This is a genomic window from Paraburkholderia edwinii, assembly GCF_019428685.1.
Lineage (GTDB): Bacteria > Pseudomonadota > Gammaproteobacteria > Burkholderiales > Burkholderiaceae > Paraburkholderia > Paraburkholderia edwinii.
Genome location: NZ_CP080095.1, coordinates 671,352 through 696,577 on the forward strand (window position 1 = coordinate 671,352; position 25,226 = coordinate 696,577).

Sequence of the window (25,226 nt, forward strand, 5' to 3'; positions counted from 1 at the left end):
GCGGTTGGTAGCGGCCAACCACCAAGCTTCTCGGCTCGTTCAAGCCATAGGACGGCCAACGGGTCTCAGTCGGTGAACACTCGGGTTGTCACATCAAGGTATCCCGCCTCGACAACAATGCCCGCCGTGATTCGGAGATCGTATGCAATATTCCTTCACCGAGAAGAAGCGTATTCGCAAGAGTTTCGCGAAGCGCCCCATCGTTCACCAAGTACCTTTCCTGCTGGCTACCCAGCTTGAATCATTCAGCACCTTTCTGCAAGCAGAAGTGCCGACCACGCAACGCAAGCCTGAGGGTCTGCAGGCTGCGTTCACGTCGGTGTTCCCGATTGTTTCTCATAACGGCTTCGCTCGTCTAGAGTTTGTCAGCTACATGCTGTCGCCGCCGGCATTCAACATCAAGGAATGTCAGCAGCGCGGCCTGACCTATTGCTCGGCGCTGCGCGCGAAGGTGCGCCTCGTCCTGCTCGACAAGGAATCGCCAAGCAAGCCTGTCGTCAAGGAAGTCAAGGAGCAGGAAGTGTACATGGGCGAGATTCCGCTCATGACGCCGACCGGCTCGTTCGTCATCAACGGTACCGAGCGTGTGATCGTATCGCAGCTGCACCGTTCGCCCGGCGTATTCTTTGAACACGATAAGGGCAAGACGCACAGCTCGGGCAAGCTGCTGTTCTCGGCGCGCATCATTCCTTATCGCGGTTCGTGGCTCGACTTCGAATTCGATCCGAAGGACGTGCTGTACTTCCGCGTCGACCGTCGCCGCAAGATGCCGGTCACGATCCTGCTGAAGGCCATCGGCCTCACGCCGGAACAGATCCTCGCAAACTTCTTCGTGTTCGATAACTTCGCGCTGATGCCGGAAGGTGCGCAGATGGAGTTCGTGCCGGAGCGTCTGCGTGGTGAAGTCGCGCGCTTTGACATCACCGACCGCGACGGCAACGTGATCGTCACGAAGGACAAGCGGATCAACGCGAAGCACATCCGCGACCTCGATAACGCGAAGACGAAATTTATTTCGGTTCCCGAAGATTATCTGCTCGGCCGCGTGCTCGCGAAGAACGTGATCGACGGCGATACCGGTGAAGTCATCGCGAACGCGAACGACGAAATCACCGAGACCGTGCTCGAGAAGCTGCGCGAGGCGAAGATCAAGGACATCCAGACGCTCTACACGAACGATCTGGACCAGGGTCCGTACATCTCGTCGACGCTGCGTATCGACGAAACGGCCGACCGCATGGCCGCGCGTATCGCGATCTACCGCATGATGCGTCCGGGCGAACCGCCGACCGAAGAAGCCGTCGAGGCGCTGTTCAACCGTCTGTTCTACAGCGAAGACGCATACGATCTGTCGAAGGTCGGCCGTATGAAGTTCAACCGCCGTGTCGGCCGGGACGAGATCATCGGCCCGATGACGCTGCAGGACGACGACATCCTCGCGACGATCAAGATCCTCGTCGAGCTGCGCAACGGCAAGGGCGAAGTCGACGACATCGACCACTTGGGCAATCGCCGTGTGCGTTGCGTCGGTGAGCTCGCGGAGAACCAGTTCCGCGCAGGTCTCGTCCGTGTCGAGCGCGCAGTGAAGGAGCGTCTGGGCCAGGCTGAAAGCGAAAACCTGATGCCGCACGACCTGATCAACTCGAAGCCGATTTCGTCGGCGATTCGCGAGTTCTTCGGTTCGTCGCAGCTGTCGCAGTTTATGGACCAGACGAACCCGCTGTCGGAAATCACGCACAAGCGTCGTGTTTCCGCACTCGGCCCGGGCGGTTTGACGCGCGAGCGCGCAGGCTTCGAAGTGCGCGACGTGCACCCGACGCACTACGGCCGCGTGTGCCCGATCGAAACGCCGGAAGGTCCGAACATCGGCCTGATCAACTCGCTCGCGCTGTATGCGCACCTGAACGAATACGGCTTCCTCGAGACGCCGTATCGGAAGGTCGTGGACGGCAAGGTCACGGACCAGATCGACTATCTGTCGGCGATCGAAGAAGGCCGCTACGTGATCGCTCAGGCGAACGCCGCAGTGGCCGACGACGGCTCGCTGACCGACGAACTCGTGTCGTCGCGTGAAGCCGGCGAAACGATGATGGTCACGCCGGACCGCATCCAGTACATGGACGTGGCGCCGTCGCAGATCGTGTCGGTCGCAGCTTCGCTGATTCCGTTCCTCGAGCATGACGACGCGAACCGCGCGTTGATGGGTTCGAACATGCAGCGTCAGGCTGTGCCGTGTCTGCGTCCTGAAAAGGCCGTGGTCGGTACGGGCATCGAGCGTACGGTGGCAGTCGACTCGGGTACGACGGTTCAGGCGTTCCGCGGCGGCGTGGTCGATTACGTCGACGCAGGCCGTATGGTGATTCGCGTGAACGACGACGAAGCGGTTGCAGGCGACGTCGGCGTGGACATCTACAACCTGATCAAGTACACGCGTTCGAACCAGAACACGAACATCAACCAGCGCCCGATCGTGAAGGTCGGCGACATCGTGTCGCGCGGCGACGTGCTGGCGGACGGTGCATCGACGGACCTCGGCGAACTCGCGCTCGGCCAGAACATGCTGGTCGCGTTCATGCCGTGGAACGGCTACAACTTCGAAGACTCGATCCTGATCTCGGAGAAGGTGGTTGCGGACGACCGTTACACGTCGATCCACATCGAAGAGCTGAACGTCGTGGCTCGCGACACGAAGCTCGGACCGGAAGAAATCACGCGCGACATTTCGAACCTCGCGGAAGTGCAGCTTGGCCGTCTCGACGAGTCGGGCATCGTGTACATCGGCGCGGAAGTCGAAGCGGGCGACGTGCTGGTCGGCAAGGTCACGCCGAAGGGCGAAACCCAGCTGACGCCGGAAGAAAAGCTGCTGCGCGCGATCTTCGGTGAAAAGGCATCGGACGTGAAGGACACGTCGCTGCGCGTGCCGTCGGGCATGAGCGGCACGGTGATCGACGTGCAGGTGTTCACCCGTGAAGGCATCCAGCGCGACAAGCGCGCGCAACAGATCATCGACGATGAACTGAAGCGCTATCGCCTCGACCTGAACGACCAGCTGCGTATCGTCGAAGGCGACGCGTTCCAGCGTCTCGCACGTATGCTCGAAGGCAAGGTGGCGAACGGCGGTCCGAAGAAGCTCGCGAAGGGCACGAAGATCGAACGCGCTTACCTCGAAGATCTCGACCACTACCACTGGTTCGACATCCGCCTCGCGGACGAAGAAGCAGCGGCGCAGCTCGAAGCGATCAAGGACTCGATCGAACAGAAGCGTCACCAGTTCGATCTCGCGTTCGAAGAAAAGCGCAAGAAGCTCACGCAAGGCGACGAACTGCCGCCGGGCGTGCTGAAGATGGTCAAGGTGTACCTCGCGGTGAAGCGCCGTCTGCAGCCTGGCGACAAGATGGCAGGCCGTCACGGTAACAAGGGTGTCGTGTCGAAGATCGTGCCGATCGAAGACATGCCGCACATGGCCGATGGCCGTCCGGCCGACGTCGTGCTGAACCCGCTCGGCGTGCCGTCGCGGATGAACGTGGGTCAGGTGCTCGAAGTGCATCTGGGCTGGGCCGCGAAGGGTCTCGGCTGGCGGATCGGCGAAATGCTGCAGCGTCAGACGAAGATCGAAGAACTGCGCGCGTTCCTGACCAAGATCTACAACGAGTCGGGCCGTGCGGAGGAACTCGATAGCTTCGGCGACGACGAAATCGTCGAGCTGGCAAAGAACCTGCGCGAAGGCGTGCCGTTCGCGACGCCGGTGTTCGACGGTGCGACCGAAGACGAAATGTCGAAGATGCTCGACCTCGCGTTCCCGGACGAAATCGCGCAACAGCTCGGCATGACGACGTCGAAGAATCAGGTGCGTCTGTACGACGGCCGCACGGGTGAAGCATTCGAGCGTCCGGTGACGGTCGGCTACATGCACTACCTGAAGCTGCACCACTTGGTCGACGACAAGATGCACGCGCGTTCGACGGGCCCGTACTCGCTCGTCACGCAGCAGCCGCTGGGTGGTAAGGCGCAGTTCGGCGGTCAGCGCTTCGGTGAGATGGAAGTGTGGGCGCTCGAAGCGTACGGCGCATCGTATGTGCTGCAGGAAATGCTGACGGTCAAGTCGGATGACGTGACGGGCCGGACCAAGGTGTATGAGAACCTGGTCAAGGGCGATCACGTGATCGACGCGGGCATGCCGGAATCCTTCAACGTGCTGGTGAAGGAAATCCGCTCGCTCGGTATCGATATCGATCTGGACCGCAACTAATCGGACTACGGAGAGAAAGCAATGAAAGCTCTGCTCGATCTATTCAAGCAAGTCCAACAGGAAGAAGTTTTCGACGCGATCAAGATCGGTCTGGCCTCGCCCGACAAGATCCGGTCATGGTCGTTCGGTGAAGTGAAGAAGCCGGAAACGATCAACTACCGCACCTTCAAGCCGGAGCGGGATGGTCTGTTCTGCGCGAAGATCTTTGGTCCGATCAAGGACTACGAGTGCCTGTGCGGCAAGTACAAGCGCCTGAAGCACCGCGGCGTGATCTGCGAGAAGTGCGGCGTCGAAGTGACGCTCGCGAAGGTGCGTCGCGAACGGATGGGCCACATCGAACTGGCCTCGCCGGTTGCGCACATCTGGTTCCTGAAGTCGCTGCCGTCGCGTCTGGGCATGGTGCTCGACATGACGCTGCGCGACATCGAGCGCGTGCTGTACTTCGAAGCATACGTGGTGATCGATCCGGGCATGACGCCGCTGAAAGCGCGGCAGATCATGACCGAAGAGGATTACTACAACAAGGTCGAAGAGTACGGTGACGAATTCCGTGCCGAAATGGGTGCGGAAGGCGTGCGTGAACTGCTGCGTGCGATCAACATCGACGAGCAGGTCGAGATGCTGCGCACCGAACTGAAGAACACCGGTTCGGAAGCGAAGATCAAGAAGTACGCGAAGCGCCTGAAGGTGCTCGAGGCCTTCCAGCGCTCGGGCATCAAGCCCGAGTGGATGATTCTCGAAGTGCTGCCGGTGCTGCCGCCGGAACTGCGTCCGCTCGTGCCGCTCGACGGCGGCCGTTTCGCGACGTCGGACCTGAACGACCTGTATCGCCGCGTGATCAACCGTAACAACCGGTTGAAGCGTCTGCTCGAGCTGAAGGCGCCTGAAATTATCGTCCGCAACGAAAAGCGGATGCTGCAGGAAGCCGTCGACTCGCTGCTCGACAACGGTCGTCGCGGCAAGGCGATGACGGGCGCGAACAAGCGTCCGCTGAAGTCGCTCGCCGACATGATCAAGGGTAAGGGCGGTCGCTTCCGTCAGAACCTGCTCGGTAAGCGCGTTGACTACTCGGGCCGTTCGGTCATCGTGGTCGGTCCGACGCTCAAGCTGCATCAGTGCGGTCTGCCGAAGCTGATGGCGCTCGAACTCTTCAAGCCGTTCATCTTCAACAAGCTCGAAGTGATGGGCGTGGCGACGACGATCAAGGCGGCGAAGAAGGAAGTCGAAAACCAGACGCCGGTGGTGTGGGACATCCTCGAAGAGGTGATCCGCGAGCATCCGGTGATGCTGAATCGTGCGCCGACGCTGCACCGTCTCGGCATTCAGGCGTTCGAGCCGGTGCTGATCGAAGGTAAGGCAATCCAGCTGCACCCGCTCGTTTGCGCGGCGTTCAACGCCGACTTCGACGGTGACCAGATGGCTGTTCACGTGCCGCTGTCGCTCGAAGCGCAGATGGAAGCGCGCACGCTGATGCTAGCGTCGAACAACGTGCTGTTCCCGGCCAACGGCGATCCGTCGATCGTGCCGTCGCAGGATATCGTGCTCGGCCTGTACTACGCGACGCGCGAAGCAGTGAATGCGAAGGGCGAAGGCATGTCGTTCACCGGCGTGTCGGAAGTGCTCCGTGCGTACGAGAACAAGGAAGTCGAGCTCGCCTCGCGGGTCAACGTGCGGATCACCGAAATGGTCCATAACGAAGACAAGTCCGAAGGCGCGCCGGCGTTTGTACCGAAGATCTCGCTGTACGCAACCACGGTCGGCCGTTCGATCCTGTCGGAGATTCTGCCGCCGGGACTGCCGTTCACGGTGCTGAACAAGCCGCTCAAGAAGAAGGAAATCTCGCGCCTCATCAACACGGCGTTCCGCAAGTGCGGTCTGCGCGAAACGGTGATTTTCGCCGATCAGCTGATGCAATCGGGCTTCCGTCTCGCAACGCGCGCCGGTATTTCGATCTGCGTCGACGACATGCTCGTGCCGCCGCAGAAGGAAACGATCGTCGGCGACGCCGCGAAGAAGGTGAAGGAATACGACCGTCAGTACATGTCGGGTCTCGTCACCGCGCAGGAACGCTACAACAACGTGGTCGACATCTGGTCGGCAACGTCGGAATCGGTCGGCAAGGCGATGATGGAGCAGCTGTCGACGGAACCGGTGACGGACCGCGACGGCAACGAAACGCGTCAGGAATCGTTCAACTCGATCTACATGATGGCGGACTCGGGTGCGCGTGGTTCCGCGGTGCAGATTCGTCAGCTGGCCGGTATGCGCGGCCTGATGGCGAAGCCGGACGGCTCGATCATCGAGACGCCGATTACCGCGAACTTCCGCGAAGGCCTGAACGTGCTGCAGTACTTCATCTCGACGCACGGCGCACGTAAGGGCTTGGCCGATACGGCACTGAAGACCGCGAACTCGGGTTACCTGACGCGTCGTCTGGTCGACGTGACGCAGGATCTCGTGGTGGTCGAAGACGATTGCGGCACGTCGCAAGGCGTGGCGATGAAGGCGCTCGTCGAAGGCGGTGAAGTCGTCGAAGCGCTGCGCGACCGGATTCTCGGCCGCGTCGCGGTGGCGGACGTCGTCAACCCGGAAACGCAGGAAACGCTGTACGAGTCGGGCACGCTGCTCGATGAAACGGCGGTCGAAGAAATCGAACGCCTCGGCATCGACGAAGTGCGCGTACGTACGCCGCTCACCTGCGAAACGCGTTATGGCCTGTGCGCATCGTGCTATGGCCGCGACCTCGGCCGCGGCTCGCTCGTGAACGTCGGCGAAGCGGTCGGCGTGATCGCGGCGCAGTCGATCGGCGAGCCGGGCACGCAGCTCACGATGCGTACGTTCCACATCGGTGGTGCGGCATCGCGTGCGGCGGTTGCTTCGTCGATCGAAGCGAAGTCGAACGGTACCGTGCGTTTCACGTCGACGATGCGTTACGTCACGAACGCGAAGGGCGAGCAGATCGTCATCTCGCGTTCGGGCGAAGCGATGATCACCGACGATCACGGTCGCGAGCGCGAGCGTCATAAGGTGCCGTACGGCGCCACGCTGCTGCAGCTCGACGGCGCGCAGATCAAGGCGGGCACGCAACTGGCCACGTGGGATCCGATGACGCGTCCGATCATCACCGAGTACGGCGGTACGGTGAAGTTCGAGAACGTCGAGGAAGGCGTGACGGTCGCGAAGCAGATCGACGACGTGACGGGCCTGTCGACGCTCGTCGTGATCGACGTGAAGCGCCGCGGTTCGCAAGCGTCGAAGAGCGTGCGTCCGCAGGTGAAGCTGCTCGATGCAACCGGCGACGAAGTGAAGATCCCGGGTACCGAGCATTCGGTGCAGATCGGCTTCCAGGTCGGCGCGCTGATTACCGTGAAGGACGGTCAGCAGGTTCAGGTCGGTGAAGTGCTGGCACGTATCCCGACGGAATCGCAGAAGACGCGTGACATTACCGGTGGTCTGCCGCGTGTGGCCGAGCTGTTCGAAGCACGTTCGCCGAAGGACGCCGGCATTCTCGCGGAAGTCACCGGCACGGTGTCGTTCGGTAAGGACACGAAGGGCAAGCAGCGTCTCGTTATCACGGACCTCGAGGGCAACCAGCACGAGTTCCTGATCGCGAAGGAAAAGCAGGTTCTGGTGCACGATGGTCAGGTCGTCAACAAGGGCGAAATGATCGTCGACGGACCGGCGGATCCGCACGACATCCTGCGTCTGCAGGGCGTCGAGGCGCTGTCGCGTTACATCGTGGACGAAGTGCAGGACGTGTACCGTCTGCAGGGCGTGAAGATCAACGACAAGCACATTGAAGTGATCGTGCGTCAGATGCTGCGCCGCGTGCAGATCTCCGACAACGGCGATACGCGTTTCATCCCGGGCGAACAGGTCGAGCGGTCGGACATGCTCGACGAGAACGACCGGATGAACGCGGAAGACAAGCGTCCGGCAACGTACGAGAACGTGCTGCTCGGTATCACGAAGGCATCGCTCTCGACCGACTCGTTCATCTCCGCGGCGTCGTTCCAGGAAACGACTCGCGTGCTGACCGAGGCGGCGATCATGGGCAAGCGCGACGATTTGCGTGGCCTGAAGGAAAACGTGATCGTCGGCCGTCTGATTCCGGCCGGTACGGGTCTCGCGTTCCACAAGGCGCGCAAGAGCAAGGAATCGTCGGATCGCGAGCGTTTCGATCAGATCGCAGCCGAAGAGGCCTTCGAGTTTGGTACGCCGGAAACGCCGGCAGCCGAGCAGCAGCAGACGCCGCATACCAACGAGTAAGCTGCGGATGACGGCGGGCGGCGCAAGCCGCTCTGCCCGAGCTTCGTAGTTGAGTTATCAGTTGGCCAAAAACCGCTCAGTCATTGCGACTGAGCGGTTTTTTTTCGTGCGTGCGAAAAGGAGTTCCACGATTTTTCGCGCCATTTGCGCAGCGTCAAGGAAGCCGCGAATCGGCATTCAAAGTCGGGTAGATATTACGGGTCGCGAGCGTCGTGCGTGCAATCTGCAAGCGTCGATTCCCTTTGAACGAAGACAGTTTCCGTGGGGGAATCAGCGAATGTGTGGATTCGTGCAACTTGCTTGGAGGACCGTTCCCATGCCCGGCAGCTTCATCTCTTCATTCCATCGTCTGCCTGATCCCGAGCCGCGTCGTTTCCAATCGATGGACGACAACCTCGCCCGTCCGACGCAACGCAATCTGGCAGCAGTTCGCAAAACTGAAATGGCTGGCGATCTGCGAAAGCAGATCGGCCGCGACAATATGCATACGTTCCCGCGAACAGGATCAGCTGTGTCAGCTTCAAGATCGCATCTCGTCGCGCTGCGCGTAATCGACCCATACGTGAAGCACCTCCAGAACACCGGGCAACTTGCGGATCAGGATCTGGCTGACATCTTGCGAAGTATGGTGAGCCGGCTCGGCAAATCCGCGCTCGATCAGCAGAGGGGCAATCCGCAGCAATATGTCTCGCATGGGTTCGATCACTCGGAGAGAGTGGCTGCGTACATGGGGATGATCGCGAAGGCGTATCCGGAAATAGCGGCGCAGGCTGCAAGTAAATACGAAGTCACTCCGGCGCTCGCGCGGTTTCTATTTCAGGTTCTCGCGCATTGGCACGATGTGGGCTATCCGGACCTCGATGGCCGGCCGAAGGCTACACATGGATTATCCGGCGCGTCGAGATTCGACAGTGTGGCCGGCGAATTGAACCGACTGATCACGCGTGAACATGGTCGAGCAGATCAGGCGCTTTCGGATATGAGAAAAGCGATTCAACTGCACTCTGCGGACGTCGATGCCGGAGCTTACCCGATCAACGTGAAAACCGATCGCGGGTCATTGCTGGTTCCTGACGTCGTAGCTCTGGAAAAGCTGTTGCATCACTATTCGGCGTCGTCGCGCCGTACCCATCAGGTTCTGGGAATAGAAATTCGCGGTGACCACGCGAGAGATCTGGAAAGACAGATCAATAGCGTTCTCAAGAGCAAGTCGCCCGATCAACCAATAAGGGTGGTGGCCGACGAAGAGAAGCCGGAATACACGGGCCGACCGACTTCGCTCGACAAAAATAACGAGGTGCAAGTGGGGTTGCGTTACACCGACCTGGAACTCACCAAAAACCCGTTCGCCATTATCCGTTTCGCGGACAACCTCGATATGGCTGCAGACCGTTTGAGCCCGCTCCAGCGAACGCCCGCATTTCGCGCCATGTATTGGAAGCTCGGCGATCACGGTCCGATTGGCCAGGCGCTCGCAGGGCTCAGCAAACTCGATGCTAACAACGCTTCTGACGTGCATACAATCCTGCGCGATCTGCGAGAAGCAGGCACGGCGCATGAGCCAACCGACGTTGATTCACTCATCCTCTGTAATGTCGCGCAGCAGTTCAGCCCGGATGTCGTTCGCAATCTCGATGCTTCGGCGGCTCGTCGGCTTCTCATCAAGGCGACTGTCGATAGCGTTCTGAGCAGCCCGATCGCCGAAGGGCTTTCTGACGCGGCGCGCGCTAGCCTGCGTGAAACGGGGTACCGCCTGAATGGCGAATCCATCCGGCACTTCGGCGGCTGCGAAGCGATCGAAGCCATCGAGGTGAAACGAGGCAAGGTACTGGTCACTGTTAACGGGCCGTTGTACCAGAGGCTAAACGAAGTAAAGGACCCGGATGGAACGGGTATCGGTGAATATCAGATCGAGCGCGCACGACAGGCATTTTCCAGTCTGACAATCAACGGCAGGCGCCTTGTCGTTGAGGTTGTTGAGCGGCGCACGACCTGAACTGATTTCCCGCGGATGCGCACTACCGCGGAGCCGCCCGCAGCGCTTCGCGAATCGCATCGAGACAGGTGGCGGCGTCGCCAACGATCAGTTCGACCGTGCAAGCCAGCATCAAATTAAGCGGAAGGCCGAAGTCTTCGACAATAAAGCCGCGGGAGCAAAATGCGGCCTCTTCGTCGGTGCGAACGGCCGCGCGCGCAACGAGCGGGAGTTCGTCCGACCGATAGCCCCAAACGGGCTTGCCCAGTGCAACGGCAAAGCCTACCTCGAACGCGGTACCGGTGTCGGGTTCTCCCGCGCCGCGAAAGTCGTTCAGGTTCGCCATCACGGCATCGGCTGCGCGAATCAAGGCAAGGTTCGCATCGCATATCCATCGAGCGGCGACTTGCGGGCTCAGGCCGGCCGGCAAGCCGCTGTCGCTTGGATACAGGCCGGTGAACCCCCGCTCGATGCAGAGCGCCTTGAGGTGCTCCCCGTGTTCGGCAGCATCGGGGCGAAACACGTCGAAGCCGGCCAGATAGATTCGCGGCGACCTTTCCGCCGCGCTTTGCGCCACCTGCATGCAATCTCCAAACAAATTAAATGTGAGCCTGACGTCGAGTGTATCCCGCATGCACATGCGCTTACACCCTGGCCATTTGGCCAACGTTGTTCTTAAAGCGAGGGCGCGGCCCGAATGCGTTGGTAAAATTCGTCACAGGGTTCCTCGCTGTCTTTTCATCTGCCGCCTCTCACTGTCATCTGCAATCGTTCATGTCCCGTCCGCTCGAAATTCTTGGTGATGTCTTCGGCTACCCCGCATTCAGGGGGCAGCAGGCCGAAATAGTCGAGCACGTGGCGGACGGCGGAGACTGCCTCGTGCTGATGCCGACCGGTGGAGGGAAGTCGCTGTGTTACCAGATCCCGTCGCTCGTGCGTCGCGAAAAGGGGCTTGGTGCAGGCATTGTCGTATCGCCCCTGATTGCGCTGATGCAGGATCAGGTTGCCGCGCTCACGGAGGTTGGCGTGCGGGCTGCCTATCTGAATTCGACGTTGTCCGGCGCGGAGGCAGCCGCGATCGAGCGCGCCTTGCGGCAGGGCGAGATCGATCTGCTCTATGTCGCGCCTGAGCGGTTGATGACGCCGCGTTTTCTCGAGCTGCTCGAGCGCACGCAAATCGGGCTCTTCGCGATCGACGAAGCGCATTGCGTGTCGCAATGGGGGCACGATTTCCGCCCGGAATACATCCAGCTGTCGGTGCTGCACGAACGGTTCCCGTCGGTGCCACGCATCGCGCTGACTGCAACTGCCGATGCGATCACGCGAGACGAGATCATTCACCGGCTTGCGCTCGACGACGCGCGCGTCTTCGTATCCAGTTTCGACAGGCCGAATATCCGCTATCGGATCGTCGAGAAAGACAACGCGCGCTCGCAACTGCTCGACTTTATTCGAGCCGAGCACACGAGGCCGGATGGCACGACTGACGCCGGCGTTGTCTATTGCCTGTCGCGACGCAAGGTCGAGGAAACGGCTGAGTGGCTGCAAGGGCAGGGTGTGCGCGCGCTGCCTTACCACGCCGGGATGGAGTTCGAGGTCCGGCAGCGGCACCAGGAGATGTTCCAGCGTGACGAGGGCGTCGTGATCTGCGCGACGATCGCATTCGGTATGGGCATCGACAAGCCCGACGTGCGATTTGTCGCGCATCTCGACTTGCCGAAGAGCGTCGAAGGCTACTACCAGGAAACGGGTCGCGCGGGCCGCGACGGCATGCCGGCGAACGCATGGATGGCCTACGGCCTCGGCGACGTCGTCCAGCAGCGCAAGATGATCGACGAATCGGAGGCCGATGACGCGCATAAGCGTGTCCAGACCGGGAAGCTCGATGCGCTGCTCGGCCTGTGCGAAACGGCCACCTGCCGGCGCGTGCGTCTGCTTGCCTATTTCGGTGAGTCGAGCGAGCCGTGCGGCAATTGCGACACCTGTCTCGAGCCGCCTGCGTCGTGGGATGCGACGCGCGAGTCGCAAATGGCGCTGTCGTGCGCGTTTCGCGCACAGCGCGCAAGCGGCTTCAACTTCGGCGCCGGGCATCTGATCGACGTTCTGCGCGGCAATCGCAATGAAAAGATCCTGCAGCGCGGCCACGACCGGTTGAGCACCTTCGGAATCGGTTCGGAGCTTTCCGAGCACGAATGGCGGGCCGTGTTCCGGCAGCTCGTCGCATTCGGATTTCTGACGGTCGACCACGATGGCTTCGGCGCGCTCGTACTGACCGAAGCAAGTAAGCCCGTGCTCAAGGGCGAGCAGAAGGTCACGATGCGGCGCTATGTGAAGCCGACGCGCTCGCGACAAGCGTCCGGACGCACGAGTGAACGCGCGGATCCGACCGTCGGCATGAGCACGCGCGAGCGCGCCCGATGGGATCGTCTGCGCGCATGGCGTTCTGAGACGGCAAAAAGCGACGGCGTACCCGCCTACGTCATTTTTCACGACGCAACGCTGGCCGAAATTGCCCGCAGCGAGCCAGGATCGCTCGAAGATTTGCGCCAGATTCCGGGCATGGGCGCGCGGAAACTGGATCGGTTTGGCGCCGACCTTCTGGAGGTCGTGGCTGCCGACTGAGCGAGGCGCTTTGCGGTCCACCAGATGGGCCGCTGTACTTCGCAACTTGTTGACTCTCTTAGTATTTTCGGAATATCATGCTAGGTTCCGGTTCTTGGGGTGCCTGCGCGCGTACTTGCATTATTTGAGTGCGTGCCGATGTCGCCACGTTTGTCGTCGAATCGGAGTTCGATGCGCAGTCGTTTTCGCTTTGCCCGGAAACAGATGCGTCGATTTTGTTCAATTTCAGGAATAAACAATGCCAACCATCAATCAACTGGTTCGCAAAGGCCGCACGTCGGAAACGGCGAAAAGCAAGAGCCCGGCCTTGCAGGACTGCCCCCAGCGTCGCGGCGTGTGCACCCGTGTGTACACCACGACGCCGAAGAAGCCGAACTCGGCACTGCGTAAGGTCGCGAAGGTGCGCCTGACGAACGGCTTCGAAGTCATTTCGTACATCGGCGGTGAAGGCCACAACCTGCAGGAACACTCGGTTGTGCTGATCCGCGGCGGCCGTGTGAAGGACTTGCCGGGTGTGCGTTACCACATGGTTCGCGGCTCGCTGGATACCCAGGGCGTCAAGGATCGTAAGCAGGCTCGTTCGAAGTACGGTGCGAAGCGCGCCAAGGCCGGCAAGTAAGTCTGCGGACAGTCGTTAAGTCGTTTCAGGTCGCCTGCAAAGGCGTTATAGGCGGTGGTGCCGGATAGCCGGTGCTGTCGAGTAAGTGGTCACCCGACCAGGCTGGTAAGTCTCAAAAGATGAATCGGGTTAGTTGGTGGCCGCGGAGCGGTACGCAACAAGCGTCGCTCCAACTGAAAAAGTAAAGGAAGAAACATGCCGCGTCGTCGCGAAGTCCCCAAGCGGGAAGTGTTGCCGGATCCGAAATTCGGTAATGTTGATGTAGCAAAATTCATGAACGTGCTGATGCTCTCGGGCAAGAAGTCGGTGGCCGAGCGCATCGTGTACGGCGCTTTCGAACAGATCCAGACCAAGGGTGGCAAGGACCCGCTGGAAGTGTTCACGGTGGCGCTCAACAACGTGAAGCCGGTGGTCGAAGTGAAGAGCCGGCGCGTTGGTGGTGCGAACTATCAGGTTCCGGTCGAAGTGCGTCCGTCGCGTCGTATGGCATTGGCGATGCGCTGGTTGCGTGAGGCCGCGAAGAAGCGCAGTGAAAAGTCGATGGCGTTGCGTCTGGCCGGTGAACTGAGTGAAGCCGCTGAAGGTCGCGGTGGTGCGATGAAGAAGCGCGACGAAGTTCACCGGATGGCGGAAGCCAACAAGGCGTTCTCGCATTTCCGTTTCTAAGCATCCCGACCCCGGGTTAGCAGTCAATAACGGAAAGAATTCCGGGCGGGTGCGCTAAACAGGCGCCTCGCCCGTTTGTGTTAGGGCGCACGGGTATTTCACTCCCTGTCGCGTCATTCCCATAGAGGATCAAAGTGGCTCGCAAGACACCTATCGAGCGCTACCGCAACATCGGTATTAGCGCTCACATCGACGCCGGCAAAACGACGACGACCGAGCGCATCCTGTTCTACACCGGCGTGAACCACAAGATTGGTGAAGTGCACGACGGTGCTGCAACCATGGACTGGATGGAGCAGGAGCAGGAGCGCGGCATCACCATTACGTCCGCTGCTACGACCGCTTTCTGGAAGGGCATGGGCGGCAACTATCCGGAACACCGGATCAACATTATCGACACGCCGGGTCACGTCGACTTCACGATTGAAGTCGAGCGCTCGATGCGCGTGCTTGACGGCGCATGCATGGTCTATTGCGCGGTCGGCGGCGTGCAGCCGCAGTCGGAAACGGTGTGGCGCCAGGCAAACAAGTACAAGGTGCCGCGTCTTGCGTTCGTCAACAAGATGGACCGTACCGGCGCGAACTTCTTCAAGGTCTACGATCAGCTGAAGACCCGCCTGAAGGCCAACCCGGTTCCGGTCGTGGTGCCGATCGGTGCGGAAGAGAGCTTCAAGGGCGTCGTCGATCTGCTGAAGATGAAGGCGATCGTTTGGGACGAAGCGTCGCAAGGGACGAAGTTCGACTACATCGACATCCCCGCTGAACTCGTTGAGACCTGCAACGAGTGGCGCGAAAAGATGATCGAATCGGCTGCGGAAGCCAGCGAAGAGCTGATGGAAAAGTACCTCGGCGGCGAAGAGCTGAGCGAAGCCGAGATCGTCAAGGCGCTGCGCGATCGTACGATTGCGTGCGAAATCCAGCCGATGCTGTGCGGTACCGCGTTCAAGAACAAGGGCGTGCAGCGCATGCTCGACGCCGTGATCGACTTCCTGCCGTCGCCGGTCGATATTCCGCCGGTGAAGGGCGAGCTCGAAAGCGGTGAGTCTGCGGAGCGCAAGGCATCCGACGAAGAGAAGTTCTCGTCGCTCGCGTTCAAGATCATGACCGACCCGTTCGTTGGTCAGCTGATCTTCTTCCGCGTCTACTCGGGCGTCGTGAATTCGGGCGACACCGTGCTGAATTCGACCAAGGGCAAGAAGGAACGTCTCGGCCGTATTCTGCAGATGCACGCTAACCAGCGAGAAGAAATCAAGGAAGTTCGCGCTGGCGACATCGCTGCTGCGGTCGGCCTGAAGGAAGCGACGACTGGCGATACGCTGTGCGATCCGGCTAACCCGATCGTGCTCGAGCGCATGATTTTCCCGGAGCCGGTGATTTCGCAGGCTGTCGAGCCGAAGACCAAGCCCGACCAGGAAAAGATGGGCATGGCGTTGAACCGTCTGGCGCAGGAAGATCCGTCGTTCCGCGTGCAAACGGACGAAGAGTCGGGCCAAACCATTATTTCGGGCATGGGCGAGCTGCACCTCGAAATTCTGGTTGACCGGATGAAGCGTGAGTTCGGCGTGGAAGCCACCGTGGGCAAGCCGCAGGTGGCGTACCGCGAGACGATCCGCAGCACGGCAGCGGACGTCGAAGGCAAGTTCGTCAAGCAATCGGGTGGTCGCGGCCAGTATGGTCACGCGGTCATCACGCTCGAGCCGAACGAGCAGGGCAAGGGCTACACGTTCCTCGACGAGATCAAGGGCGGCGTGATTCCGCGCGAATACATTCCGGCGGTCGACAAGGGCATTCAGGAAACGCTGAAGGCTGGCGTTCTGGCTGGCTTCCCGGTCGTCGACGTGAAGGTTCACCTGACGTTCGGTTCGTACCACGACGTTGACTCGAACGAAAACGCGTTCCGCATGGCCGGTTCGATGGCGTTCAAGGAAGCGATGCGCAAGGCGAGCCCGGTGATCCTCGAGCCGATGATGGCCGTCGAAGTGGAAACGCCGGAAGACTACATGGGCAACGTGATGGGCGACCTGTCGGGCCGTCGCGGCATCGTGCAGGGCATGGAAGACATGGTGGGCGGCGGCAAGATCGTCCGCGCGGAAGTGCCGCTGTCGGAAATGTTCGGTTACTCGACGTCGTTGCGCTCGCTCACGCAGGGCCGCGCAACGTATACGATGGAGTTCAAGCACTACGCCGAAGCGCCGCGTAACGTCTCCGAAGCGATCATCAACGCGAAGGCGAAGTAATCATTCGGCAACGCAAGCGCCGATCAACTTTTTTGAAAGAAGAGAAACATGGCTAAAGGTAAATTCGAACGGACCAAGCCGCACGTGAACGTGGGCACGATCGGTCACGTTGACCACGGCAAGACCACGCTGACGGCGGCGATCACGACGGTGCTGACCGCGAAGTTCGGCGGCGAAGCGAAGGCGTACGACCAGATCGACGCGGCGCCGGAAGAAAAGGCGCGCGGCATCACGATCAACACGGCGCACGTGGAGTACGAGACGGCGAATCGCCACTACGCCCACGTTGACTGCCCGGGCCACGCGGACTACGTGAAGAACATGATCACGGGCGCCGCGCAGATGGACGGCGCGATCCTGGTGTGCTCGGCCGCAGACGGCCCGATGCCGCAAACGCGTGAGCACATCCTGCTGGCGCGTCAGGTCGGTGTGCCGTACATCATCGTGTTCCTGAACAAGTGCGACATGGTGGACGACGCCGAGCTGCTGGAACTGGTGGAAATGGAAGTGCGCGAGCTGCTCTCGAAGTACGACTTCCCGGGCGACGACACGCCGATCATCAAGGGTTCGGCGAAGCTGGCGCTGGAAGGCGACAAGGGCGAGCTGGGCGAAGTGGCGATCATGAACCTGGCCGACGCGCTGGACACGTACATCCCGACGCCGGAGCGCGCGGTGGACGGATCGTTCCTGATGCCGGTGGAAGACGTGTTCTCGATCTCGGGCCGTGGTACGGTGGTGACGGGCCGTGTGGAGCGTGGCGTGGTGAAGGTCGGCGAGGAAATCGAGATCGTCGGGATCAAGCCGACGGCGAAGACGACGTGCACGGGCGTGGAAATGTTCCGCAAGCTGCTCGACCAGGGTCAGGCGGGCGACAACGTGGGTATCCTGCTGCGCGGCACGAAGCGTGAGGACGTGGAGCGTGGCCAGGTGCTGGCCAAGCCGGGTTCGATCACGCCGCACACGCACTTCACGGCTGAGGTGTATGTGCTGAGCAAGGATGAAGGCGGCCGTCATACGCCGTTCTTCAACAACTACCGTCCGCAGTTCTACTTCCGTACGACGGATGTGACGGGCTCGATCGAGCTGCCGAAGGACAAGGAAATGGTGATGCCGGGCGACAACGTGTCGATCACGGTGAAGCTGATTGCGCCGATCGCGATGGAAGAAGGTCTGCGCTTCGCTATCCGTGAAGGTGGCCGTACCGTCGGCGCAGGTGTCGTCGCCAAGATCATCGAGTAAAATCGCTGGTTTGCTGTAAGCAGTAGATGGTGCCCGGGGTGAGGGCGTCCGCTCCCGCGGAAGTCCTCGCCCTTCGTTCTTTTACTCATTGGCGGTGCAACATCGCCTCGCTCTTTTCAAGGAATCGTCATGCAGAACCAGAAAATCCGTATTCGCCTGAAGGCTTTCGACTACCGTCTGATCGACCAGTCGGCAGCTGAAATCGTCGACACCGCGAAGCGGACTGGCGCAATCGTTCGTGGTCCGGTCCCGCTGCCGACCCGCATTCAGCGTTTCGACATCCTGCGCTCGCCGCACGTCAACAAGACGTCGCGCGATCAGCTCGAAATTCGCACGCACCTGCGCCTGATGGACATCGTCGACCCGACGGACAAGACGGTCGACGCGCTGATGAAGCTCGACCTGCCGGCTGGCGTGGACGTCGAGATCAAGCTGCAATAAGCCTCGCAAGGCGCCCAGCATCAGGGGCGCCGCTAAGTCTTTGATTGCTTGCGGAAAACGAAAGGCCTCGCTATAATGCTAGGCTTTTCGCGCATTTGCGCAAAAAAGTCGTGGTAGTTTGCGTCGGGCAGATCGCACTGTCAGGCGTCGAGAAGCACGGCATTTTGTAAATTAGCCCCGACCAATCGCAGTCGGGAATGGAGAAAACGATGAGCCTTGGACTCGTAGGTCGCAAGGTTGGCATGACCCGTATCTTCACGGCCGAAGGGGACTCGATTCCCGTCACCGTGCTGGACGTGTCCGACAACCGCGTGACGCAGATCAAGACTGTTGAAACCGACGGCTACACGGCTGTTCAGGTTGCTTTCGGCACGCGCCGTGCATCGCGTGTGACGAAGCCGCTCGCAGGTCATCTAGCCAAAGCCGGCGTTCAAGCTGGTGAAATCCTCAAAGAATTCCGCATCGATGCAGCCAAGGCAGCCGAGCTGTCGAATGGCGCGATCGTTGGTCCGGATCTGTTCGAAGTGGGCCAGAAGGTCGACGTGCAAGGCGTGTCGATCGGTAAGGGCTACGCCGGCACCATCAAGCGTTATAACTTTGCTTCGGGCCGCGCATCGCACGGTAACTCGCGTTCGCACAACGTGCCGGGCTCGATCGGTATGGCGCAGGACCCGGGCCGTGTGTTTCCGGGTAAGCGCATGACCGGTCACCTCGGTGACGAGACGGTCACGGTGCAGAACCTCGAAATCGCTCGTATCGATGCTGACCGCAAGCTGCTGCTCGTCAAGGGCGCCGTTCCGGGCGCGAAGGGCGGCAAGGTTTTCGTGACGCCGGCTGTGAAGACGCCTGCGAAGAAAGGAGCGAAATAATGGAACTTAAGCTCCTGAATGCCAATGGTCAGGAAGGCGCAGCAGTCACCGCGTCGGACGTCGTGTTCGGTCGTGACTACAACGAAGCGCTGATCCACCAGATCGTCATTGCGTACCAGGCCAACGCTCGCAGCGGCAACCGTGCGCAGAAAGACCGTGAACAGGTCCATCACTCGACGAAGAAGCCGTGGCGTCAAAAGGGTACGGGCCGCGCTCGTTCCGGTATGACGTCGAGCCCGTTGTGGCGTGGCGGTGGTCGTATCTTCCCGAACTCGCCGGAAGAAAACTTTTCGCACAAGGTCAACAAGAAGATGCATCGCGCAGGTCTCTGCTCGATCTTCTCGCAGCTGGCCCGCGAAGGCCGTATCTCGGTGGTCGACGAGCTGACGCTCGAAGCCCCGAAGACCAAGCTGCTGGCCGAGAAATTCAAGGCGATGGGTCTCGATTCCGTGCTCGTTATTACCGACACGGTTGATGAGAACCTGTACCTCGCGTCGCGCAACCTCGCCCATGTGGCAGTTGTCGAGCCGCGTTATGCCGACCCGCTGTCGTTGATCTACTTCAAGAAAGTGCTGATCACGAAGGCTGCGGTCGCCCAGATCGAGGAGTTGCTGTCATGAGCGAGATTCGCAAAAACGATCATCGTTTGATGCAGGTCCTGCTCGCGCCGGTGATCTCCGAAAAGGCGACGCTGGTGGCCGACAAGAACGAGCAAGTCGTGTTCGAAGTTGCGCCGGATGCCACGAAGCAGGAAGTGAAGGCTGCTGTCGAGCTGCTGTTCAAGGTGGAAGTCGATTCCGTCAACGTGCTGGTTCAGAAGGGCAAGGCAAAGCGCTTTGGCCGCTTCATGGGCAAGCGCAAGGACGTGAAGAAAGCGTACGTCTGCCTGAAGCCCGGCCAGGAAATCAACTTTGAAGCGGAGGCCAAGTAATCATGGCAATCGTGAAAGTTAAGCCGACTTCGCCGGGTCGCCGCGCGATGGTCAAGGTGGTGAACAAGGACTTGCACAAAGGCAAGCCTTACGCACCGCTGCTCGACGTGCAAAAGTCGAAGGCAGGCCGTAACAACAACGGTCATATCACCACGCGCCATCAAGGCGGTGGCCACAAGCAGCACTATCGCGTCATCGATTTCCGTCGCACCAAGGACGGCATTCCGGCGAAGGTCGAGCGTATCGAATACGACCCGAACCGCAGCGCGAATATCGCGCTGGTGGTGTACGCAGACGGCGAGCGTCGCTACATCATCGCGCCGAAGGGCGTGGCGGTCGGTCAGCAGCTGATGTCCGGTTCCGAAGCGCCGATCCGCGCAGGCAACACGCTGCCGATCCGTAACATTCCGGTCGGTACGACGATTCACTGCATCGAAATGCTGCCGGGCAAGGGCGCGCAAATGGCGCGTTCGGCTGGTACGTCGGCGATGCTGCTGGCTCGTGAGAGCGTCTACGCGCAGGTCCGTCTGCGTTCGGGTGAAATTCGCCGCGTGCACGTCGAGTGCCGCGCGACGATCGGTGAAGTGGGCAACGAAGAGCATAGCCTCCGTCAAATCGGCAAGGCTGGCGCGAACCGCTGGCGCGGTATCCGTCCGACGGTGCGCGGCGTCGCCATGAACCCGGTCGATCACCCGCACGGTGGTGGTGAGGGCAAGACGGCAGCAGGTCGCCATCCGGTGAGCCCGTGGGGCACGCCGACGAAGGGCTATCGCACCCGCAGCAACAAGCGCACGACGAGCATGATCGTCCAGCGCCGTCACAAGCGTTAAGGAGTAGGCAATGGCACGTTCAATCAAAAAAGGTCCGTTCTGCGACGCCCATTTGCTGAAGAAAGTTGAGGCGGCTGCAGCTTCGCGTGACAAGAAGCCGATCAAAACCTGGTCGCGTCGCTCGACGATTCTGCCGGACTTCATCGGTCTGACGATCGCTGTTCACAACGGCCGTCAACACGTTCCGGTGTATGTCACGGAAAACATGGTCGGCCACAAACTTGGCGAGTTCGCATTGACCCGTACGTTCAAGGGTCACGCGGCCGACAAGAAGGCCAAGAAATAAGGGGCAATCAAGATGGAAGTGAAAGCAATTCATCGCGGTGCCCGCATCTCGGCGCAGAAGACGCGCCTTGTGGCTGACCAGATCCGCGGTTTGCCGGTCGACAAGGCGCTGAACGTTCTGACGTTCTCGCCGAAGAAGGCGGCTGGCATCGTGAAGAAGGTCGTGCTGTCGGCGATCGCGAATGCGGAGCACAACGAAGGCGCCGATATCGACGAGCTCAAGATCAAGAGCATCTACGTCGACAAGGCTGCGTCGCTCAAGCGTTTCACCGCGCGCGCCAAAGGCCGCGGCAACCGCATTGAGAAGCAATCCTGTCACATCACTGTGACGGTCGGGAATTAAGGGGTCATACGATGGGACAGAAAATTCATCCGACTGGCTTCCGTTTGGCCGTCAGCCGCAATTGGGCGTCGCGTTGGTACGCGAACAACAACAATTTCGCGGCGATGTTGCAGGAAGACATCGGTGTTCGTGAGTACCTGAAGAAAAAGCTGAAGAACGCGTCCGTGGGCCGCGTCGTGATCGAGCGTCCTGCAAAGAACGCGCGCATCACGATTTACAGCTCGCGTCCGGGTGTCGTGATCGGCAAGAAGGGCGAAGACATCGAACTGTTGAAGTCGGAACTGCAGCGGCGTATGGGCGTTCCGGTTCACGTCAACATCGAAGAAATTCGCAAGCCGGAAACCGACGCGCAGCTGATCGCCGATTCGATCACGCAACAGCTCGAACGCCGGATCATGTTCCGCCGCGCGATGAAGCGTGCGATGCAAAACGCCATGCGTCTCGGTGCCCAGGGCATCAAGATCATGAGCGCGGGTCGTCTGAACGGCATCGAAATCGCTCGTACCGAGTGGTATCGCGAAGGCCGCGTGCCGCTGCATACCCTGCGTGCGGACATCGACTACGCAACGTCGGAAGCGAAGACGACGTACGGCATCATCGGCGTGAAGGTGTGGGTCTACAAGGGCGATACGCTCGGCCGCAACGACGCGCCGGTGGTGGAAGAAGTCGCCGAAGAAAAGCGTCCGCGCCGCAACGCACGTCCGGGTGGCGATCGCCGTCCGCGTCGTGACGGTGAAGGTGGCGGTCCGGCAGGTGCTCGCCGTGGCGGCCCGCGTCGTGGTGGCGCCGGCGGCGCTGGTGGCGGTGCTGCCGGCGGCGATGGCAAGACTGGAGAATAACCATGCTGCAACCGAAACGCAGGAAGTATCGCAAAGAGCAGAAAGGCCGTAACACCGGTGTGGCGACGCGCGGCAACGCAGTGTCGTTCGGTGAGTACGGTCTGAAGGCTGTCGGTCGCGGCCGCCTGACCGCGCGTCAAATTGAAGCGGCGCGTCGTGCAATGACGCGTCACATCAAGCGCGGCGGCCGCATCTGGATCCGCATTTTCCCGGACAAGCCGATCTCGCAAAAGCCGGCTGAAGTACGTATGGGTAACGGTAAGGGCAACCCGGAGTACTACGTCGCCGAGATTCAACCGGGCAAGATGCTGTATGAAATGGACGGCGTAACCGAAGAACTGGCACGTGAAGCGTTCCGTCTGGCTGCAGCGAAGCTGCCGCTGAAGACGGTCGTCATCGCTCGTCAGCTTGGCGCCTAAGGAGTGATGATGAAGGCTTCCGAACTTCACCAGAAAGATCAGGCCGCGCTCAACAAGGAGCTGTCGGACCTGTTGAAGGCGCAATTCGGCCTGCGCATGCAACTCGCGACCCAGCAGCTCACGAACACGAGCCAGCTGAAGAAGGTCCGTCGCGACATCGCACGTGTGCGGACCGTCCTGACTGAGAAGGCGAACCAGAAATGAACGATAGCGTAAAAACCTCGCTTAAGCGGACGCTGGTCGGCAAGGTCGTCAGCAACAAGATGGACAAGACGGTCACCGTGCTGGTCGAGCACCGCGTCAAGCACCCGATCTACGGCAAGTACGTCGTACGGTCGAAGAAGTATCACGCTCACGACGAAGCGAACAACTATAACGAGGGTGACCTCGTTGAGATCCAGGAAACCCGTCCGATTTCGAAGACGAAGGCCTGGACGGTGTCGCGTCTGGTTGAGGCTGCTCGCATCATCTAAAGCAGCTGGCGATTCGTCACAGAGTCGCTGAAGTAGCGAAATCGCAGTAGATTGCACTTGCGAGACCGGGATTATTTGATATAATCTCGGTCTTCCCTCTTCTGGGAGCCCAGCTGTTGCCTGCAGTTGGCAATTGCGATTGACAGATTGGCGGGCGAATCGTAGGTGGAAACCCTGGTGGGAAGATGGCTCGGGCAGCAGCCTGCGCTAAATGATTCACCGGATTTGCGATGGCGGGTTTCGTTTGCCGTCGCTGCCTGTTCTAACCCAAGCAGCCGCATGGCTGACGGGACCAAGACTGACCGGCTGTGCCATGGTGGTGCAATCGGATTAAGTTGGGAAAAGTAAATCATGATCCAGACCGAAACTCGGCTTGAAGTGGCCGACAACACGGGTGCGCGTGAAGTCATGTGCATCAAGGTGCTCGGCGGCTCGAAGCGTCGTTATGCCAACATCGGCGACATCATCAAGGTGAGCGTCAAAGAGGCAACGCCGCGCGGGCGCGTAAAGAAAGGCGAAATTTACAACGCCGTGGTGGTTCGCACCGCCAAGGGCGTTCGCCGTCAAGACGGCTCGCTGATCAAGTTCGACGGCAATGCCGCCGTGCTTTTGAATACCAAGCTCGAGCCTATCGGCACCCGCATTTTTGGGCCGGTCACGCGTGAGTTGCGTAGCGAACGTTTCATGAAGATCGTTTCGCTCGCGCCGGAAGTGCTGTAAGGAGCCGAGATGAACAAGATTCGCAAAGGCGACGAAGTCATCGTCACGACCGGTAAGGACAAGGGCAAGCGCGGTGTTGTGCTGGCTATTGGCGACGAGCGTGTGACGGTTGAAGGCATCAATATCGCCAAGAAGCATGTGAAGCCGAACCCGATGAAGGGTACGACGGGTGGTGTGGAAGCGAAGGCAATGCCGCTGCACATCTCGAACGTTGCTCTGGTCGACGCGAATGGTAAGCCGTCGCGTGTCGGCATCAAGGTCGAAGGGGACAAGAAAGTCCGTTTCCTGAAGACGACTGGTGCTGTGCTGGGCGCCTGACGCTGCGGAGTAAAAAATGGCACGTTTGCAAGAATTCTATAAAGAGAAGGTTGTCCCTGGCCTGATCGAGAAGTTCGGCTACAAGTCCGTCATGGAAGTGCCGCGCATCACGAAGATCACGCTGAACATGGGTCTTGGTGAAGCCGTCGCTGACAAGAAGATCATCGAGAACGCCGTCGGCGATCTGACGAAGATCGCGGGTCAGAAGCCGGTGATCACGAAAGCACGCAAGGCAATCGCGGGCTTCAAGATTCGCCAGGGTTATCCGATCGGCGCGATGGTCACGTTGCGTGGCCAGGCGATGTACGAGTTTCTCGACCGCTTCGTGACGGTTGCGCTCCCGCGTGTGCGCGACTTCCGTGGGGTGTCGGGCCGTGCATTTGACGGTCGTGGCAACTACAACATCGGTGTGAAAGAGCAGATCATTTTCCCCGAAATCGACTACGACAAGATCGACGCGCTGCGTGGGCTGAACATCAGCATCACCACCACTGCGAAGACTGACGACGAAGCGAAGGCACTGCTCGCCAGCTTCAAGTTCCCGTTCAGAAACTGAGGTTACCGTGGCTAAACTGGCACTGATCGAACGTGAAAAGAAGCGTGCTCGCCTCGTCGCAAAGTACGCGGCGAAGCGTGCAGAACTGAAGGCGATCATCGACGACGCGAGCAAGTCGGACGAAGAGCGTTATGCCGCTCGTCTGGATCTGCAACAACTGCCGCGCAACGCAAACCCGACGCGTCAACGCAACCGTTGCGCGATCACGGGTCGCCCGCGTGGCACGTTCCGTAAATTCGGGCTGGCTCGTAACAAGATTCGCGAAATCGCGTTCCGTGGCGAGATTCCTGGCCTGACCAAGGCGAGCTGGTAATAGGAGAAACATA

24 protein-coding genes are annotated in these 25,226 nt (G+C 60.2%); 23 read left to right on the forward strand and 1 reads right to left on the reverse strand.

Going from position 1 to position 25,226, the window contains the following annotated elements; genetic code table 11:
- The first annotated feature begins 142 nt into the window (after nt 1-142).
- The 3 genes from rpoB to KZJ38_RS02920 all read left to right on the forward strand — a co-directional run bounded on the left by rpoB (nt 143) and on the right by KZJ38_RS02920 (nt 10,514).
- Complete coding sequence (rpoB, locus tag KZJ38_RS02910) at nt 143-4,249, forward strand: DNA-directed RNA polymerase subunit beta (RefSeq protein ID WP_219798706.1); 4,107 nt, start codon at nt 143-145, stop codon at nt 4,247-4,249.
- A 21-nt stretch (nt 4,250-4,270) separates the two neighbouring features.
- Complete coding sequence (gene rpoC / locus KZJ38_RS02915) at nt 4,271-8,518, forward strand: DNA-directed RNA polymerase subunit beta' (RefSeq protein ID WP_219798707.1); 4,248 nt, start codon at nt 4,271-4,273, stop codon at nt 8,516-8,518.
- A 316-nt stretch (nt 8,519-8,834) separates the two neighbouring features.
- Complete coding sequence (locus tag KZJ38_RS02920; RefSeq protein WP_219798708.1) at nt 8,835-10,514, forward strand: hypothetical protein; 1,680 nt, start codon at nt 8,835-8,837, stop codon at nt 10,512-10,514.
- Between the two features lie 22 nt (nt 10,515-10,536).
- Here the strand turns inward: KZJ38_RS02920 and KZJ38_RS02925 are convergent, their stop codons facing one another.
- Complete coding sequence (locus KZJ38_RS02925) at nt 10,537-11,076, reverse strand: nucleoside 2-deoxyribosyltransferase (protein ID WP_246641627.1); 540 nt, start codon at nt 11,074-11,076, stop codon at nt 10,537-10,539.
- A 191-nt stretch (nt 11,077-11,267) separates the two neighbouring features.
- Between KZJ38_RS02925 and recQ the strand changes: the two genes are divergently transcribed.
- The 20 genes from recQ to rpsN all read left to right on the forward strand — a co-directional run bounded on the left by recQ (nt 11,268) and on the right by rpsN (nt 25,213).
- Nucleotides 11,268-13,115, forward strand: coding sequence for a DNA helicase RecQ (gene recQ, locus KZJ38_RS02930; protein ID WP_219798710.1), 1,848 nt, complete (start codon nt 11,268-11,270; stop codon nt 13,113-13,115).
- 238 nt (nt 13,116-13,353) lie between these two features.
- On the forward strand, nt 13,354-13,734 hold the full coding sequence (gene rpsL / locus KZJ38_RS02935) for a 30S ribosomal protein S12 (protein WP_173256831.1): 381 nt from the start codon (nt 13,354-13,356) through the stop codon (nt 13,732-13,734).
- 195 nt (nt 13,735-13,929) lie between these two features.
- Entirely contained in the window at nt 13,930-14,400 is a 471-nt protein-coding gene (rpsG, locus tag KZJ38_RS02940; RefSeq protein WP_006053291.1) for a 30S ribosomal protein S7, read from the forward strand.
- A 134-nt stretch (nt 14,401-14,534) separates the two neighbouring features.
- Nucleotides 14,535-16,637 (forward strand): elongation factor G, encoded by a 2,103-nt coding sequence (gene fusA, locus KZJ38_RS02945; RefSeq protein ID WP_219798711.1) that lies wholly within the window; start codon nt 14,535-14,537, stop codon nt 16,635-16,637.
- Between the two features lie 48 nt (nt 16,638-16,685).
- Nucleotides 16,686-17,876: an elongation factor Tu gene (gene tuf, locus KZJ38_RS02950; protein ID WP_219798700.1), complete on the forward strand. Its 1,191-nt coding sequence runs from the start codon at nt 16,686-16,688 to the stop codon at nt 17,874-17,876.
- A gap of 129 nt (nt 17,877-18,005) precedes the next feature.
- The gene (gene rpsJ, locus KZJ38_RS02955) at nt 18,006-18,317 is read left to right on the forward strand and encodes a 30S ribosomal protein S10 (RefSeq protein ID WP_017777154.1); all 312 of its coding nucleotides are present in this window, start codon (nt 18,006-18,008) and stop codon (nt 18,315-18,317) included.
- A gap of 209 nt (nt 18,318-18,526) precedes the next feature.
- On the forward strand, nt 18,527-19,186 hold the full coding sequence (gene rplC / locus KZJ38_RS02960; protein ID WP_219798712.1) for a 50S ribosomal protein L3: 660 nt from the start codon (nt 18,527-18,529) through the stop codon (nt 19,184-19,186).
- Nucleotides 19,186-19,806, forward strand: a complete 621-nt coding sequence (gene rplD / locus KZJ38_RS02965; protein WP_219798713.1) for a 50S ribosomal protein L4 — start codon at nt 19,186-19,188, stop codon at nt 19,804-19,806. Before rplC ends, rplD begins: the two co-directional genes overlap by 1 nt.
- Nucleotides 19,803-20,117 carry a 50S ribosomal protein L23 gene (rplW, locus tag KZJ38_RS02970; protein ID WP_075158350.1) on the forward strand — a complete coding sequence of 105 codons (315 nt, stop codon included), beginning with the start codon at nt 19,803-19,805 and terminating at the stop codon, nt 20,115-20,117. Before rplD ends, rplW begins: the two co-directional genes overlap by 4 nt.
- A gap of 2 nt (nt 20,118-20,119) precedes the next feature.
- The gene (rplB, locus tag KZJ38_RS02975) at nt 20,120-20,947 is read left to right on the forward strand and encodes a 50S ribosomal protein L2 (protein WP_219798714.1); all 828 of its coding nucleotides are present in this window, start codon (nt 20,120-20,122) and stop codon (nt 20,945-20,947) included.
- A gap of 10 nt (nt 20,948-20,957) precedes the next feature.
- The gene (gene rpsS, locus KZJ38_RS02980) at nt 20,958-21,233 is read left to right on the forward strand and encodes a 30S ribosomal protein S19 (protein WP_006998484.1); all 276 of its coding nucleotides are present in this window, start codon (nt 20,958-20,960) and stop codon (nt 21,231-21,233) included.
- A gap of 12 nt (nt 21,234-21,245) precedes the next feature.
- A complete protein-coding gene (gene rplV, locus KZJ38_RS02985; protein ID WP_004199272.1) occupies nt 21,246-21,575 on the forward strand; it encodes a 50S ribosomal protein L22 in 330 nt (109 codons plus the stop codon).
- A gap of 11 nt (nt 21,576-21,586) precedes the next feature.
- On the forward strand, nt 21,587-22,414 hold the full coding sequence (rpsC, locus tag KZJ38_RS02990; protein WP_219798715.1) for a 30S ribosomal protein S3: 828 nt from the start codon (nt 21,587-21,589) through the stop codon (nt 22,412-22,414).
- 2 nt (nt 22,415-22,416) lie between these two features.
- Nucleotides 22,417-22,833, forward strand: a complete 417-nt coding sequence (gene rplP / locus KZJ38_RS02995; RefSeq protein ID WP_219798716.1) for a 50S ribosomal protein L16 — start codon at nt 22,417-22,419, stop codon at nt 22,831-22,833.
- A 9-nt stretch (nt 22,834-22,842) separates the two neighbouring features.
- The gene (rpmC, locus tag KZJ38_RS03000; protein WP_007180130.1) at nt 22,843-23,037 is read left to right on the forward strand and encodes a 50S ribosomal protein L29; all 195 of its coding nucleotides are present in this window, start codon (nt 22,843-22,845) and stop codon (nt 23,035-23,037) included.
- A complete protein-coding gene (gene rpsQ / locus KZJ38_RS03005; RefSeq protein WP_075158346.1) occupies nt 23,034-23,306 on the forward strand; it encodes a 30S ribosomal protein S17 in 273 nt (90 codons plus the stop codon). Before rpmC ends, rpsQ begins: the two co-directional genes overlap by 4 nt.
- A gap of 351 nt (nt 23,307-23,657) precedes the next feature.
- The gene (gene rplN / locus KZJ38_RS03010) at nt 23,658-24,026 is read left to right on the forward strand and encodes a 50S ribosomal protein L14 (RefSeq protein ID WP_012402188.1); all 369 of its coding nucleotides are present in this window, start codon (nt 23,658-23,660) and stop codon (nt 24,024-24,026) included.
- Between the two features lie 9 nt (nt 24,027-24,035).
- Nucleotides 24,036-24,344 (forward strand): 50S ribosomal protein L24, encoded by a 309-nt coding sequence (rplX, locus tag KZJ38_RS03015; RefSeq protein WP_219798717.1) that lies wholly within the window; start codon nt 24,036-24,038, stop codon nt 24,342-24,344.
- Nucleotides 24,345-24,360: 16 nt separating this feature from the next.
- Nucleotides 24,361-24,900, forward strand: coding sequence for a 50S ribosomal protein L5 (gene rplE / locus KZJ38_RS03020; RefSeq protein ID WP_006052214.1), 540 nt, complete (start codon nt 24,361-24,363; stop codon nt 24,898-24,900).
- 7 nt (nt 24,901-24,907) lie between these two features.
- Nucleotides 24,908-25,213, forward strand: coding sequence for a 30S ribosomal protein S14 (gene rpsN, locus KZJ38_RS03025; protein ID WP_075158344.1), 306 nt, complete (start codon nt 24,908-24,910; stop codon nt 25,211-25,213).
- Nucleotides 25,214-25,226: the final 13 nt, after the last annotated feature.